Source organism: Burkholderia sp. A9, from assembly GCF_000801975.1.
On the sequence record NZ_JSZN01000014.1, the window covers coordinates 1 to 15427 of the forward strand.

At 66.6% G+C, this 15427-nt stretch carries 11 protein-coding genes; 6 read left to right on the top strand and 5 right to left on the bottom strand.

Translation table 11 applies throughout. From position 1 onward, the window contains the following. Window positions 1-583: TetR/AcrR family transcriptional regulator (locus PI86_RS06985; RefSeq protein ID WP_039320241.1), on the top strand; the 583-nt coding region annotated here is incomplete at its 5' end. A gap of 76 nt (window positions 584-659) precedes the next feature. Next, on the top strand, window positions 660-1232 hold the full coding sequence (locus tag PI86_RS06990; protein ID WP_039320243.1) for a DUF1415 domain-containing protein: 573 nt from the start codon (window positions 660-662) through the stop codon (window positions 1230-1232). 55 nt (window positions 1233-1287) lie between these two features. On the opposite strand, the gene PI86_RS06995 is transcribed toward PI86_RS06990, so the two are convergent. The 3 genes from PI86_RS06995 to PI86_RS07005 form a co-directional block, all read right to left on the bottom strand. Next, window positions 1288-2178, bottom strand: coding sequence for a class I SAM-dependent methyltransferase (locus PI86_RS06995; RefSeq protein ID WP_039320283.1), 891 nt, complete (start codon window positions 2176-2178; stop codon window positions 1288-1290). Between the two features lie 89 nt (window positions 2179-2267). Further along, on the bottom strand, window positions 2268-3401 hold the full coding sequence (locus PI86_RS07000; protein WP_039320245.1) for a methyltransferase: 1134 nt from the start codon (window positions 3399-3401) through the stop codon (window positions 2268-2270). Between the two features lie 135 nt (window positions 3402-3536). Continuing rightward, window positions 3537-4031, bottom strand: a complete 495-nt coding sequence (locus tag PI86_RS07005) for an LEA type 2 family protein (protein WP_014898243.1) — start codon at window positions 4029-4031, stop codon at window positions 3537-3539. A gap of 642 nt (window positions 4032-4673) precedes the next feature. Between PI86_RS07005 and PI86_RS07010 the strand changes: the two genes are divergently transcribed. Next, window positions 4674-6857, top strand: coding sequence for a M1 family metallopeptidase (locus PI86_RS07010; protein WP_039320247.1), 2184 nt, complete (start codon window positions 4674-4676; stop codon window positions 6855-6857). 180 nt (window positions 6858-7037) lie between these two features. Here the strand turns inward: PI86_RS07010 and PI86_RS07020 are convergent, their stop codons facing one another. Continuing rightward, window positions 7038-8066 (bottom strand): transporter, encoded by a 1029-nt coding sequence (locus PI86_RS07020; RefSeq protein WP_039320251.1) that lies wholly within the window; start codon window positions 8064-8066, stop codon window positions 7038-7040. A gap of 208 nt (window positions 8067-8274) precedes the next feature. After that, the gene (locus PI86_RS07025; RefSeq protein WP_039320253.1) at window positions 8275-9228 is read right to left on the bottom strand and encodes a hypothetical protein; all 954 of its coding nucleotides are present in this window, start codon (window positions 9226-9228) and stop codon (window positions 8275-8277) included. A gap of 121 nt (window positions 9229-9349) precedes the next feature. On the opposite strand from PI86_RS07025, the gene PI86_RS07030 reads away from it, so the two are divergent. From PI86_RS07030 to tagF, 3 genes are all read left to right on the top strand, one after another. Next, window positions 9350-10195, top strand: coding sequence for a M15 family metallopeptidase (locus PI86_RS07030; protein ID WP_039320255.1), 846 nt, complete (start codon window positions 9350-9352; stop codon window positions 10193-10195). Window positions 10196-10495: 300 nt separating this feature from the next. Continuing rightward, the gene (gene tssM, locus PI86_RS07035; protein ID WP_039320258.1) at window positions 10496-14437 is read left to right on the top strand and encodes a type VI secretion system membrane subunit TssM; all 3942 of its coding nucleotides are present in this window, start codon (window positions 10496-10498) and stop codon (window positions 14435-14437) included. Next, window positions 14434-15423: a type VI secretion system-associated protein TagF gene (gene tagF / locus PI86_RS07040; RefSeq protein WP_039320260.1), complete on the top strand. Its 990-nt coding sequence runs from the start codon at window positions 14434-14436 to the stop codon at window positions 15421-15423. Before tssM ends, tagF begins: the two co-directional genes overlap by 4 nt. The last annotated feature ends 4 nt before the right edge of the window (window positions 15424-15427 follow it).

The following is a 15427-nucleotide window of genomic DNA, read 5'->3' on the forward strand; positions in this document are numbered from 1 at the left end:
CACGCGCCGGCCGATCGCCGCTGCCGCCGCGCAGGAACACCTGCTGCGCGCCGCTGAGGAACTGTTTTACAAGGAAGGGGTGCGCGCGGTCGGCGTCGAGGCGGTCGTGGAACTCGCAGGCGTCAACAAGATGAGCCTGTACCGCCAGTTCTCGTCGAAGGACGAGCTGATCCTCGCGTATCTGGAGCGAATGGATGCGTGTTTCTTCGAGCGTCTCGATTCGAGCGTCGCGAAGCATCCGGGCCAGCCGAAGGCGCAGTTGATCCAGTATTTCGTCGATCTCGCCGAACGCGCGACGCAGAAGGACTATCGTGGCTGCCCGTTCGTCAACGTCGCGGCCGAATTCCCGGATACGTCGCACCCGGCGCGCGAGCGCGTCGCGCAGAACAAGGAGCAGCTGATGAAGCGGCTCGTCGAGCTTTGCGAAGGCGCCGGCGCGCGCCAGCCGAAGGCGCTCGCCGACGCGCTCGCGCTGGTGGTCGAAGGCATCTATGCGGCCAGCCAGACCTACCGGCACGGCGAAACGCCGATCGGCACCGCGCCGGCACTGGTCACGCAGTTGATCGAAGCCGCCTGCGCGTGACGGGCGGTGCACGCCCGAACCACGCGTGCCCGCTACAATGCGACCCTCGCCGCTCCACCGCCCGACTCCCTTCGCCATGACACACGCCAGCCCCGACTCGCACGACGACATCCTCGCCGCCACGCGGCACTGGCTCGCGCGCGCGGTGATCGGGCTCAATCTGTGCCCGTTCGCGAAGAGCGTCTATGTGAAGGAACAGGTGCGTTATGCGATCAGCGAAGCGACGACGCTGGAAGATGCGCTCGCCGATCTCGAAACCGAACTGCGTGCGCTCGAAGCCGCGGACCCGCAGCAGGTCGACACGACGCTCGTGATCTATCCGCGCGCATTCGCGGATTTCGTCGACTACAACGATGCGCTGTTCTTCGCCGACCGGCTCGTGCGGCAGCTGCGGCTCGACGGCGTGCTGCAGATCGCGAGCTTCCATCCCGAGTACCGGTTCGAAGGCAGCGAAGCCGACGACATCGAGAACTACACGAACCGCGCGCCGTACCCGATCCTGCACCTGCTGCGCGAGGACAGCATCGCGCGCGCGGTCGACGCGTTCCCGGACGCGTCCGCGATCTACGAAAAGAACCAGGAAACGCTGCGCCGCCTCGGCCACGACGGCTGGCGCGAGTGGATGCGTCGGCCGGGCGACGACGTCTGACGCGTCGCGCGACGGCCGGCTAGCGCGCGGCAGACGGGCCGCGCGTCAGCCCACTTCAGTCCGCGGCCGGCTCGACGGCCTCGTCGGCCGCCGCTGTGGGTGCCGGCGCGAAGAAGCGCTCGTTCAGTTCGGCAAGCCCGAACATGCCGAGGATCTCGTTCAGCCGCTCGCCCGGCTTCCGGCGCGGCAGGTTCTTGTACTGCGCGATGATCAGCTCGTTCTTCATCGAATGCTCCCAGCCGACCAGCTCGGTCACGCTGACCTGGTAGCCGTGCGCCTCGAGCTGCAGGCAGCGCAGCACGTTGGTGATCTGGCTGCCGAATTCGCGCGTATGCAGCGGATGCCGCCACACTTCCGTCAGCGCGTTCGCGAGCGACTTGCCCTTGTTCTTGCGCAGCACGCCCGCGACTTCCGCCTGACAGCACGGCACCAGCACGATGTGCTGCGCACGCTTCGCGAGCGCGAAGCGGATCGCGTCGTCGGTCGCCGTGTCGCATGCATGCAGCGCGGTGACGACGTCGACCGTTTCGGGCAGCTTCGGCGACGTGATCGAATCGGCGACCGACAGGTTCAGGAACGACATGCCGCCGAACCCGAGCCGCGCCGCGAGTTCGGCGGAACGCGTGACGAGCTCCTCGCGCGTCTCGATCCCGTACACGTGCGACGCGAACGCCGGCGTGCCGTGCCCCGGCTGCTGCTTGAAGAACAGGTCGTACAGGATGAAGCCGAGATACGACTTGCCGGCGCCGTGATCGACGAGCGTCACGGCGTCCTTGTCGGCCTGCACGCTCGCGAGCAGCGGCTCGATGAACTGGAACAGGTGATAGACCTGCTTCAGCTTGCGGCGGCTGTCCTGATTCAGCTTGCCGTCGCGGGTCAGGATGTGCAGTTCCTTCAGCAGCTCGACGGACTGCTCCGGACGGATTTCGTAGGTCTTGTTCGACATCGTGAAGCGGCGCCGGGCCAAGGTCGGTCGACCACGGCCCGGCGACGGGAATTCGTGAGGAATAGCGACAGTTTACCGAAAATACGCGATCAGGCCCGCGCGCCAAGCCGCCAAAGCGACGTCACCTCGGCGCGGCGCGCCGCGTACAGCGGATCGTCCGCGTCGGCAGACTTCGGGTGCGCGGGGCGGATGTCTTCGCGGCCGAGCACGACGAGACCGGCTGCGTCGATCCATTGCAGCAGCGACTCGCGCGGCCGCAGGCCGAGATGCTCGGCGAAATCGGACAGGATCAGCCAGCCTTCGCCGCCCGGTTCGAGATGGTCGGCGAGCCCGGCGAGGAAACCGCGCAGCATGCGGCTGTCGGGATCGTAGACCGCGTATTCGATCGGCGCGCTCGGACGGGCCGGCACCCACGGCGGGTTGCAGACGACGAGCGGCGCGCGGCCGGCCGGAAACAGGTCGGCCTCGACGACGTTGACGCGATCGGCATGACCGAGCCGCGCGACGTTCTCGCGGGCACATGCGAGCGCGCGCGGATCCTGGTCGGTCGCGACGATGCGCTCGACGCCGCGCGATGCGAGAACGGCCGCGAGCACGCCGGTGCCCGTGCCGATGTCGAACGCGAGCGACGTCGCGGGCAGCGGTGTGCGTGCGACGAGTTCGACGTATTCGCCGCGCACCGGCGAGAACACGCCGTAATGCGGATGGATCGGCGCGCCGCCGAGCGCCGGAATCGGCACGCCCTTCTTGCGCCATTCGTGCGCACCGACGAGGCCGAGCAGTTCGCGCAGCGACACGACCGACGGCGCGCCGCCCGGGCCGTAAGCTTCCTCGCACGCGGCGCGCACGTCGGGCGCGCGGCGCAGCGGGATCGTGTAGTCGGCGTCGAGCGGAATCAGCAGCATCCCGAGCGTGCGGGCGCGCTGCGATTGCGCGAGCCGGTGCAGGTTGAAGGCTTCGACGCCGGCCGCGGCCTTCGCCTTCTTCGGCTTGCGTTCGACGCGGCGCGCCATCGCCTGCACGAGCTGGCGCGCATTCTGGAAGTCGCCCTGCCAGACCAGTGCGGTGCCCTCGCAGGCGAGGCGGTACGCCGCGTCGGCGGTGAGGCGGTCGTCGGCGGGCACCGCGCGCTTGGGCGGCTGCACGCCGGCTTCGGAACGCCAGCACACGGCATGTTCGGCGCCGTCGGCGTCGGTCCAGTGGAAAACGGGGAAATCGGTCACGCGAGCTCGGCTACGGTTGGCTTCAGACAGGCGGCGCTACTGTATTGCGCCGCGCGGACCACACCATACCGCGCTTTGCCCGTGCGGCAAAGCGCGGGTTCCCGCCCCTTTCGGCGGGTGCGACCGGTGCGCCGCCTACCCGCCCCATCCCGGCATCGCCGGCATGCGCAACGTGCCCGCATCGCTGAAGTGCACGGTGCCGAGCACCCCACCCGCGAGCCGGCCGCGCAGCGCGTACGGCAACTCGCCGTTCGCGGCCGCGCCGGGCAGGTTCCACGCCTGGCGCGCGGCGGCGAACGCCGATACCGAAACGGGTACCTCGATCACCGCCTCGCCGAACCGCGGCACGATGCCGGTGCGATCGCTGACGCCACTCGCGAACGGCGTGCCGTTCAGGTCGAGCGCGACCGAAATGCCGTCGTATTCGATCGGCGCGTCGTTCGGGTTCTGCACGCGCAGCTTCAGGCTGAAGCGCATCTCGAGGCCCTGCCCGACGAGCGGATCGAGCCCGGCGACGGACACGCTCACGGGCTCGCGCGTCAGACCTGCGCAACCGCCGAGCATGAGCACGGCGGCGACCAGCAGCAGCAAGGTGCGCAGCGGCGCGATACGGAACAGGGTTCGTGGCATGGGCTGGCCTCCTTGCGGCAATCGATCGACGGTCGTCATGCATTGTACCGAGCGCAACCGGCAACACCCCGATTCGTAGTTTTCGCACACCGCCGAGATCGTTAATAGATTAAAACTACGGAAATAATCACCCAAACGGAAAGTGAATCAATACCGCTCTCCATTCAATTACCCGAAAAAACTTCAATAGGTGCACTTTCTAATTTTTTCGTTTCCTTTACCCAAACCCATCAAGTATATTTACGCATCCTTCGAGCAGGCCGACAAACCTTGTAGCCGCATGACGGCGATTTTACGGAACGGCGACACGCCGTCCTTCCGTCCTGCGGCCTGGCACGGCCAGCCCCGTGGGTCGTCGGTTCAAAGGGAAGGCACGCCCACCGCAGGCGTGCGGCCCCGTGTCGTGCGCGCGAAATCAATTCAGTACAACACGCGCCCGGCCATTTTGAACCGGCAAGTTAACCGACATCCGGAAGCACAGAGGGGGCAGTAAACCATGATTACCTTCACGTAGTCGGCCGGCCGTCTTTTCGAATAATCCGTCATTAGCATTTCTCGTCGCCGTTGATTAACGGCGGGGGATTTCTTTTGCCGGCGTTTTCGCAGCACTGAACGATTCTTTCAACAATCGAGGTTTCAGTCATGTCGATCAACATTCACAAGATGCGTTATCTGCCGCTCGTTGCCGCGCTCGCACTCGCCGGGTGCGGCGGCGACGACAGTGGCGTGGGCTCGGCTTCCGCGCTCAGCTCCGCCGGCGCGCCGCACTCGGGCTCGTCGCCCGCCGCCAACACGCCACCGAGCGCACCTCAGCCGGCCGCATCCAACGTCGACAAGAGCGTATCGCCTGTCGAGCTGCCGGACACCGTGGTACCGGTCAACTACCGGCTGTGGTTCCGCCCGAACGACGCGCTGAACGCGTTCGACGGGCGTGCCGACGTCGAGATCAAGGTGCTGAAGCCGGTCAACAACATCGTGATCGCCGGCCACCGGATCAAGTTCACGAACGGCCGCATCACGCTGCAGCCGGGCAACATCCAGCTGATCGCGACGCCGCAGGACAAGGGCGACTTCTACCAGCTGCGCCCCGTGAGCGGCACGATCGCGCCGGGCAACTATTCGCTGCACATGGAGTGGTCGGGCATCATCAACTTCAAGTCGTATGACGATCCGGTCAACCAGACCGGCGGCAGTTGCGGCAACGATCCGTATCCGGGCTGCTCGGCCGCGGAAGGCGTGTTCCGGGTCGACCTGAAGGGCACCGACGGCAAGACGAGCGGCGCGATCCTCACGCAGGGCGAAACCAACCTGTCGCGCCAGTGGTTCCCGGGCTGGGACGAACCGGCGTTCCGTCCGACCTATGAAGTAACGGCCGAAGTGCCGCAGAGCTGGCGCGTCGTGTCGAACGCGGCCGAGAAACCGTCGACCAACGTCGGCGGCGGCTACAAGCTCGTGCAGTTCGAGAAGACCCCGCCGATGCCGTCGTACCTGCTGTTCTTCGGCGGCGGTCTGTTCGATACCTACGAGGACGACTTCTCGAGCCCGCTGCCGGGCGGCAAGGGCGGCCTGCACCTGCGCGTGTTCACGCCGCCGGGCATGAGCGACTGGGCGAAGCCGGCGATGGACCGCACCAAGCAGGCGCTCGACTTCTATTACCGCTACACCGGCATCCCGCTGCCGCTGACGAAGTTCGATACGGTCGCCGCGAACGACGCGTTCAAGGAACAGAAGGACCTGAACTTCGGCGGGATGGAAAACTGGGGGTCGATCCTCGAGTTCGCCGACGACATCCTGCCGCAGCCGGGCCAGCCGATGTCGCGTTACGGTAACGAGGTGCTGACGCACGAAGTCGCGCACCAGTGGTTCGGCGATCTCGTCACGGCCGACTGGTGGGACAACGTCTGGCTCAACGAGTCGTTCGCGACGTTCTTCGAAACCAAGACGACGATCCAGTTCTTCCCCGACGAGTTCAGCTGGCTCGACCAGGTGAAGAACAAGTACCGCGTGATCAACCGCGACATCGGCCCGAACGCGTTCCCGGTCGCGCCGAACTTCAACGACTGGGCGTCGAACGACTTCGTGCTGAGCGCGAGCGCATTCACGTACGACAAGGGCGGCCATGTGCTGAAGACGCTCGAGAACTATCTCGGCGAGCAGACATTGCGCCGGGGCCTGCAGCAATACCTGGTCGACTACTCGTTCGGCAACGGCACGCCGAGGCGTCTGTGGGATGCGCTGTCGAAGGAAAGCGGCCAGGCGATCGGCGCGATCGGCGACAGCTACGTGCGTCAGACGGGCGTGCCGCTGATCTCGCTCGACACGCAGTGCGACATGACGAAGAACCAGACGGTCGTCACGCTAAAACAGCAACCGTTCCCGAACAAGAACGCGTATCCGGGCCTGCAGTGGACGGTGCCGATCACGCTCGCGTACGGCCAGGGTCTCGCGAAACACACGACGCTCGCGCTGAAGGATACGCAGACGCAGACGCGGATCGACGGCTGCACGGGCGTGGTCGCGGATCCGACCGGTCTCGACTACTACGTCGTGAACTACAGCGACGCCGCGTGGAGCGGCCTGCTCACGCAGGTCAACGGCTCGACCGATCCGGTGCTGCTCGCGAACCTGAAGAGCGAAGCCGCGCTGCTCGTCGCGAACAACCTCGCGCCGGCTTCGCGTTCGACGTCGATCGGCTCGGTCGCTTCGCCGGCCGCGATGAAGCTGCGTCAGACGCCGAGCTTCGACGGCATCGTGCCGATGGCGAAGGAACGTCCGTCGCTGCGCTACCAGGGCATGTTCAAGCCGCGCAAGACGGTGGCTCAGTAACGTGGTCCGGCCGACCGGTGCCGCGCGATGCGCGGCGTCGGCCGACATGCGCTTGACGCTGTTCGGCGGGCCCCGCGTGCGGGGCCCGTTTTTCGTGGCGCGCGATCACGCTGCTGCGCTGACGCGGCCGTCGCCGTGCGGCAGGTGCATGCCCGCCGCCGCGCCGGCGCCGCGCGGCCGCTAGCGATCGTTGCGGCGGCGAAACGCCCACCACGCGGCGAGCGCGGTGAAGCCCGCAACCAGCAGCACCATCAGCCAGAACCCGTGCTTGTTTTCCGAGAACGGCACGCCGCCGACGTTCATCCCGAAGAAGCCCGCGACGATGTTGATCGGCAGCGCGATCACGGTCACGAGCGTCAGCGTAAACAGCGTCCGGTTGTTCTGCTCGTCGAGCCGCGAGCCGATCTCTTCCTGCAGCAGCTTGATTCGCTCGTTGAGTCCTGACAGATCGGCGAGCACCAGCGAGAACGCTTCGGTCGACTCGCGCAATTCCTGCACGTCCTCGGGATGCAGCCACGCGGGCGGCTTGGCGAGCAACCGGAAGATCGAACCGGGCTCGGGCGCCAGCATGCGCTGCAGCCGTGTCAGCGTGCGGCGCATCGCGCCGAGCTCGACGCGGTTCGACGTGAGCCGTTGCGACAGGAAGCGATCCTCGATGCGGTCGACGTCGACGCTCGTGCGTCGCATGATCTGGATCAGCAGGTCGGCCTGGTCGTGCAGCAGGTGCACGAGCAGCTCGGTCGGCGACCGGAACTGCTCGCCGTCGCGCACGCCTGCGCGCAGCGTGTCGACCGAGCGCAACGGCTTGAGCCGCGCGGTGACCATGATGCGCCGCTCGACGTGGACGAACAGCGTCGCGATTTCCGACGGTGTGAGTTCGAGGTTGAACATCACGTCGTTGACGATCGCGCGCAACGCGCCGTCCTCCTGCTCGATGCGCGTCGAACGCGACCCTTCGTGAAGAAATTCGAAGAAGCTGTCAGGCAGCCCGAGGTGCGTGCGCATCCAGCGCTCGCTCGCGCCGTGCGCGAGGTTGAAGTGCAGCCAGACGAAGTCGTCCGATGCGGCCGCATCGCGCTCGCGGCACGTGCGCAGCCATGCGGCGGCCGCGTCGGCATCGAGCATCGCGCCCGACCCGCCCGGAACGAAGCGGAATCCGCACACCATGCCGGACGTATCGGCACCGTAAGTCTGTACGATCAGGTCCATCGTGTCGAAGGTCGTGCGGCGCGCGCCGCGCCGCGCATTGCGCCTCGCGGCACCACGCCGGGAAAAGAAAGGAGACGTATGCCCGACGCGGGTGACGCTCTCGTGACAGTGTCACATGCGATTATCGCCGCAACCGGCGCCCCAAAAACAACGCGCCGCCCGTTGGGGCGGCGCGTATGCGATGAACGGGTTGGGGCAAGACCGCTGACTACTGGCGCGTCTCCGACTGCGCGGCGGTCGGGCATGCCGGATCCTTGCCCCAGTGGCCGTCGCAGACACGCCAGCGGCACAGCTGATCCTCGAAGAAACCGCGCTCCGAACAATCCTTCACGCGCGACGCAAGCGAGCCGCCCGTCGTCGCGGCCGCCTTGGCCGGCACGACCTGGCCCTTCTGCCCGGCTGTCTTCTTGTCGGCCGGCTTCGTGCGTGCGACCAGCGCGGCGAGCAGATCGGCATCGGGATCGTCCTTGCCGGCCCCCTTCGCGCCCGCGGTACGGGCCGTCGCTTCGCGACGCTTCTTCGCCTGCGCGAGCTCCGCCTGCTGCTCCTTGTGATGCTTGCGCGCCTCAGCCTTCGCGTCGGCCTTGCTGCGTGCGGCGACCTTGTCGTTCTTCGCGGCGTCAGCCTTCGCGGTTTTCGTCGTCGCTGCGACGGCGGCCGTCGCGGCGGCGGCAGCGCCTGCCGTGGCTGCGCCGGACGCATCGTCGGCACCGTTCGCGAGTGCGCGCGACAGGCGACTATTGTCCGCGCCGGACGCGGACGATGCGGACGCAACGGCCTGGGACGCCGCATCGTCATTGACGATCGTGGCCGGTTGCACGGCGGGGGCGGCCGATGCGGCGTTCTGCGCGACCTGCACGGCGGCGCCGCTCGCGGGCTCGACCTTCGCAGGTGCCGGCGTGGGCGCGGCGGCCACGACGGCCTGCTCGCCAGATGGTTGCTGCCAGCGCCAGGCGCCCCAGCCGCCGACGGCGACTACAAGCGCGACGACGGCCGCGATCGGCCCCTTCAGCGAACGGCGCGGCGCTTCGGCCTGCGGCGTGACACGTCCTTCCAGATTCGCGAGAATGCGCGACTGCTGAGGCCCACCCTCGCCTGCCGGTTTCGTATCGGACAGCAGGCTGGGCGGGGTTTTCGAATTTGAATTTTCCGGCGCACTCATTCAGCGTCTCATTGAATCCTGGTTTAATTCACCGCGATAATATAGCCCGGCCGCTCAAAGCAGCCTGATTCTAAGAGCAAGCATTGCAAAACACAATCAATTCCAATTTCCGGGGATTTCGTTGATTGCCGTCGCACTCGTCGCCTATTTCGCCCTTGCCGTCGCGGTTGCGGCACTGTTGCTTTTACCGGGTATCCGCGCGACCGTTTTCGAATCCGTCGCCCAGTTTCACGGCCGTCTAACGCGCCGTGCGAACGATCGCGCCGCGCGCACGCGAAGTCAGATTGTTAAATCGGCAACCGTTACGCGCAGCGCATTAAGTGACGCGCAAAATTTACTGGTTCGGCGGCGCTTGATGATTATGGTGTCGGCAGGTATTCTTGCGACGCCGCCATTGGTGGCCATTGCGTTACGCGGTCGGCAATTGTTTCAGTACGACGACACGGCGCGCGTGCCCGACGAGAAGATCGCCGCGCTGCTGCAGGGCGAGCAGCTCGTGCCGCCCCCGCCGTTGCCGCCGGAAGTCTTTGCCACGAAGGAAGTCGAACAGGTGCGGCCGGCGCTGAAGGACGCGAGCCGTGACTGGAACCTGCTGGATCCCGATTTCCGTACGCGTTTGCTGCTGGTCTACAAGATCATGCACGAACAATATGGTTATGAAATGGCGCTGCTGGAAGGTTATCGGAGTCCGGAACGCCAGAACCGGCTCGCGCAGATGGGCACCAACGTGACCAATGCGGCAGCGTTCCAGAGTTATCACCAGTTCGGGCTCGCGGCCGACAATGCGTTCTTGCGCGACGGCAAGCTGGTCATTTCCGAGAAAGATCCCTGGGCGATGCGCGGCTACCAGTTGTACGGACAGGTTGCCGAACAGGTCGGCCTGACCTGGGGTGGCCGCTGGAAAATGATGGATCTCGGGCACGTGGAATACCATAAACCCGGTTTTAAACTGGGACGCGGCAGCTAGTCAGGGCTGCCGTACAAGAAATAATGAGGGCGGCATGGGCTTTTTAATCACCCGGCAGGAAATGATTTGGGCGGCGCAATCGATTGGGCATTCCGTTGCGCGATTTTGTCAGGCCGCCGCTTCCGTTTTAATTCTCACAGCGTCCTTTCATTAATGCGCGCGCCTTCTCCGCTGCCGCGGGCGCATTGATGCCAGCCCCCTTCACCCCGTTTGACCGCGTGGCGACACATCGCGGCGCCACCCTAGCCGCTCGGCGCGCCTGCGTCGCCTCACCGAATCGCACCGGAACCTGAACGTCCTATGCAACGCATCCTCAACGTGCTGACTCATCCGCGTACGCTCTCGATTGTCGGGATCGTCGCGCTAGCGGCGATTCTCTTCATCGTCGCCGACATGCTGCAGCTGCCGCTCCTGTGGGCGGCGATCGCCTTCGCGGCGATCCTCGCGCTGTGGCTCGGCGTCGCGTTGTGGCGCCGCTGGCGCGTGAAGCGCGCGAACCAGCAGCTCGGCCAGGTGCTGGAGGAGCAGGCGGAAACCGGCAAAATCGCCGCGCCGGCCGCGGCCGCCCTCGCCCCCGATGCGAAAACGGCCGACCTCGACGTGCTGCGCACGCGCCTGTCCGACGCGGTGAAGACGATCAAGACGTCGAAGATCGGCCAGGTGTCGGGCGGCTCCGCGCTGTACGAACTGCCGTGGTACATCGTGATCGGCAACCCCGCCGCGGGCAAGAGCAGCGCGGTGCTCAATTCCGGCCTGCAGTTCCCGTTCGCGGACAAGAACAGCGCCGTGATCCACGGCATCGGCGGCACGCGCAACTGCGACTGGTTCTTCACGACCGAAGGGATCCTGCTCGACACGGCCGGCCGCTATTCGGTGCACGAGGAAGACCGCAGCGAGTGGCTCGGCTTCCTCGGCCTGCTGAAGCGCTACCGTCCGAAGGCGCCGATCAACGGCATCATCGTCACCGCGAGTATCGCCGAACTCACCGGCAACCGCCCCGAATTTGCGATCAACCTCGCGAAAAACCTCCGTCAGCGCGTTCAGGAGCTGACCGAGAAGCTCGAGGTGTTCGCGCCGGTCTACGTGATGTTCACGAAGGCCGACCTGATCACCGGCTTCACCGAATTCTTCAGCAGCAGCGACAAGCACGAGTACGACCGCGTGTGGGGCGCCACCCTGCCCTACGAGCCCGACGACAAGCGCGACGTGGTCGCGCAGTTCGACACGCACTTCGAGGAACTGTACGAAGGGCTGAAGGAAATCAGCGTCGCGCAGCTGTCGCTGTCCCGCGGCAACCAGTTGTCGCCGGGCCAGCTGAGCTTCCCGCTCGAATTCTCGACGATCAAGCCGTCGCTGCGCGCGTTCCTCGCGACGCTGTTCGAAAACAACCCGTTCCAGTACAAGCCGATCTTCCGCGGCTTCTACTTCACGAGCGCGCTGCAGGAAGGCGAAACCAACAGCGCCGCCGCGCAGCGCATCGCGCACCGCTTCGGGCTCGACGCGAACGCGCTGCCGAAGCCGCACAGCGCGTTCTCGAAGAACGGCTTCTTCCTGCGCGACCTGTTCTCGAAGGTGATCTTCGCCGACCGTCAGACGGTGCGCCAGTTCGCGAGCCCGACCAAGACGCGGCTGCGCTATGCGACCTTCTTCGGCTTCGTCGCCGCACTCGCGCTTGCGCTCGGCGGCTGGACCTGGTCGACCATCGGCAACCAGCAGCTCGTCGCGAACGTACAGGCCGACCTCGACAACGTCACGCGCCTGCAGCAGGGCCGCAACGACCTGCAGTCGCGCCTGCAGGCGATGGACATCCTCGAGGACCGGATCGAGCAGCTCGAGCAGTTCCGCCGCGACAAGCCGGTGTCGGTGTCGCTCGGACTGTACCAGGGCGACCGTCTCGAGCAGCATCTGCTGACCGAGTACTACAACGGCGTACGCCAGATCCTGCTGGCACCGGTCTCGCAGAACCTCGCATCGTTCATGAAGGACGTGAACGCGCACCCCGAACAGCTCGTGCCGATGACGCGCCCGCCCGAATCGGGCGCCGTGCAGGGCGGCGCGCTGCCGGTCTCGACGAACCCGCCGGGCGCCGCACCGCTCGCCGCTGCCGCACCAGGCGCATCCGCCGCGACGGCCGCCGCGCCGCAAGCGCCGGCCGCGCCGCAAGGCGGGCTGTACAGCGACGCCTCGCCGACCAACGTGCAGGACGCGTACAACGCGCTGAAAACCTACCTGATGCTGTCCGACAAGCGTCACGTCGAGCAGGCGCACCTGACCGACCAGCTCGCGCGCTTCTGGCGCGGCTGGCTCGAAACGAATCGCGGCAACATGCCGCGCGACGAGATGATCAAGAGCGCCGAGCGCATGATCTCGTTCTATCTCGCCCGCGTGAACGACAACGACTGGCCGATGATCGACGCGAACCTCGCGCTCGTCGACCAGACCCGCGAGAACCTGCGCCGCGTCGTGCGCGGGATGCCGGCCCGCCAGCGCGTCTACGAGGAAATCAAGGCACGCGCGTCGACCCGCTTCGCGCCGATGACCATCGCGCGCATCGTCGGCGACGGCAACCAGGCGCTGGTCGCCGGCAGCTATGCGATTCCGGGCACCTTCACGCGCGAAGCGTGGTTCGACTACGTGCAGCCGGCGATCCGTGACGCCGCGACCAAGGAACTGCAGGCGAAGGACTGGGTGCTGAACACCTCGACGCAGGACGACCTGACGCTGGAAGGCAGCCCCGAGCAGATCCAGAAGACGCTCGTCGGCATGTACAAGACCGAGTACGCGCAGCACTGGCAGAAGTTCATGCAGGGCATCGCGGTGCAGGGCTTCAGCAGCTTCGGCCAGGCCGTCGACGGGATGAACCGCCTCGGCGACCCGCAGGATTCGCCGATCCGCAAGGTCCTCGAGACCGCGTACGACCAGACGTCGTGGGACAACCCGTCGCTCGCGAACGTGGCGATCAAGAAGGCGCAGACGGGTGTCGTGAACTGGGTCAAGCAGTTGTTCACGCGCTCGCAGGCCGGCCAGGTGGCGGCCGCGAACATCGACATCAACGGCAATCCGGCCGAGGTGCCGATGGGTCCGATCGGCCAGGAGTTCATCGGGCTCGCACGGATCGTCGCGACGCACGACGGCACGTCGATGCTCAAGGGCTACATGGACACGCTGTCGAAGGTCCGCACGCGCTTCAACGTGATCAAGAACCAGGGCGACCCCGGCCCCGGCGCGCGCCAGCTGATGCAGCAGACGCTCGACGGCAACGGCTCGGAACTCGCCGATTCGCTGAAGTTCGTCGACGAGCAGATGCTGACGGGCCTTACCGATTCGCAACGCAAGTCGCTGCGCCCGCTGCTGGTGCGGCCGCTGATGCAGGCGTTCTCGGTGGTGATCCAGCCGGCCAGCGCCGAAGTCAACAAGGTGTGGAACGCGCAGGTCTACCAGCCGTTCCAGAACTCGCTCGCGACCAAGTACCCGTTCGCGGCGAACGCGAAGGTCGAAGCCGGCGCCGGCGAAATCGCGCAGGTGTTCGGTCCGGACGGTTCGATCGCGAAGTTCGTCGGCACGACGCTGGGCCCGCTCGCGGTGCGCCGCGGCGACACGCTCGCGGCCCGCACGTGGGGCGACATGGGCATCGGCCTCACGCCCGACTTCACGAACGGCTTCGCGCGCTGGGTCGCCCCGCTCGCCGGCGGTGCCGCAGGCGGCGCAGCCGCGGCGGCCGAACCGCAGACCGTGTTCCAGATCCTGCCGCAGCCGAGCACGGGCACGACCGAATACACGGTCGCGATCGACGGCCAGCAGCTGCGCTACCGCAACACGCCGCCGCAGTGGACCAACTTCGTGTGGCCGAACCCGCAGGGCTCGCCGGGCGCGACGCTGTCCGCGACGACCTTCGACGGCCGCACGGTGCAGCTCGTCAACGAGCCGGGCCGCTACGGTCTGGAGAAGCTGATCAACTCGGCGCAGCGCAAGCGCCGGCCGGACGGCACCTTCGACCTCACGTGGGTCCAGGGCAGCGTGAACGTGTCGGTGACGATGCGCATCATCAGCACGTCGCAGCCGACGAGCGGCGGCGGCGACCAGCCGCAGCAGCAGAGCCTGCGCGGCCTGCAGCTGCCGTCGTCGGTCGCCGACGCGAGCGCGGGCGCCGCGCAGAACGCGACGCAGGCCGGCACGGGCGCGCCGGCCGCAGCACCGGCCGTCACGGCCGCCACCGCAACGAATGCCCAGGAGGCGCAATGACGCAAACCGTTCAGGCGCAGATCGCCTACTTCGGCAAGATTCCGTCGCGCGGCGACTTCGTGAAGAGCCAGCACAACCCGCAGCTGCTGCAGACGCTCGATCGCTGGATCGCGCAGGCGCTCGAACTGCTTGCGGAAGATCCGCGCTGGAAGATCGTCTACGAGGATGCGAAGCCGATGCATTTCGCGTTCCTCGGCTCGCGCAGCAAGCTCGCGATCGCGGGCCACATGGTCGCGAGCCATGACGTGTCGATGCGCCGCTTCCCGTTCCTCGGCGCGACCGCGCTCGAGGTCGACCGGCCGCTCGCGTTCCTCGCGCGCAGCCCGCTCGCGTTCGCGCGGCTGTGGTCGCGCGTCGCCGCGCAGATGCCGCCGCTGCTCGCGAAGGACGAACCGCCCGGCGCGCTGCAGGCGCTCGGCGACACGCAGGTGCCGATCGACGTCGGCGGCCCCGGCACGTCGCATGACGGCACCTTCAACGACTTCATCGAACACCAGACGCTGTACGGCCTGCAGCAGATGCTGCTCGAAAGCGGCCATCCGGTGCGGCTGCGCGGCGCGATGCTCGCGCTCGGCTCGCTGCTGCGGCCCGTGATGCAAAGCGGCTCGTCGCACATCGAGCGCGGCCTCACGCTGCCACTGCCGGTCGATCCGTTCTATCGCAGCCTCGTCGCCGCGTTCTGGCTCGAGCTGATCGCGCCGTTCGTCGCGCAGGCCGACTTCGAGCTCGCGATCTTCATCGGCACCATCGCCGAGCGCGAACGGCTGATCATCGGCTTCAACGGCGCGTCGTCGAAGACGCTGCTGAGCGTCGTTGATCCGCAAACCTACGCCGCCCACAACATCGACATCGACGATCCCGAGTGGATCGACGCCCATGCGCAAAACGATCACCAGATCAGCAAGCTCGTCAGCTACCTCGACCAACCGCAACTCTCGCTGCGCGTCGCCATCGACGCGTTCCGCGAAGCGTTCATCGGAGGCTGACGGG

What these genes read in the sequence shown, in the direction of transcription:
- PI86_RS06990 (WP_039320243.1), top strand. Translation starts at nt 660, where the DNA reads ATGACACACGCCAGCCCCGACTCGCACGACGACATCCTCGCCGCCACG.
- PI86_RS06995 (WP_039320283.1), bottom strand. Translation starts at nt 2,178, where the DNA reads ATGTCGAACAAGACCTACGAAATCCGTCCGGAGCAGTCCGTCGAGCTG.
- PI86_RS07005 (WP_014898243.1), bottom strand. Translation starts at nt 4,031, where the DNA reads ATGCCACGAACCCTGTTCCGTATCGCGCCGCTGCGCACCTTGCTGCTG.
- PI86_RS07010 (WP_039320247.1), top strand. Translation starts at nt 4,674, where the DNA reads ATGTCGATCAACATTCACAAGATGCGTTATCTGCCGCTCGTTGCCGCG.
- PI86_RS07020 (WP_039320251.1), bottom strand. Translation starts at nt 8,066, where the DNA reads ATGGACCTGATCGTACAGACTTACGGTGCCGATACGTCCGGCATGGTG.
- PI86_RS07025 (WP_039320253.1), bottom strand. Translation starts at nt 9,228, where the DNA reads ATGAGTGCGCCGGAAAATTCAAATTCGAAAACCCCGCCCAGCCTGCTG.
- tssM (WP_039320258.1), top strand. Translation starts at nt 10,496, where the DNA reads ATGCAACGCATCCTCAACGTGCTGACTCATCCGCGTACGCTCTCGATT.
- tagF (WP_039320260.1), top strand. Translation starts at nt 14,434, where the DNA reads ATGACGCAAACCGTTCAGGCGCAGATCGCCTACTTCGGCAAGATTCCG.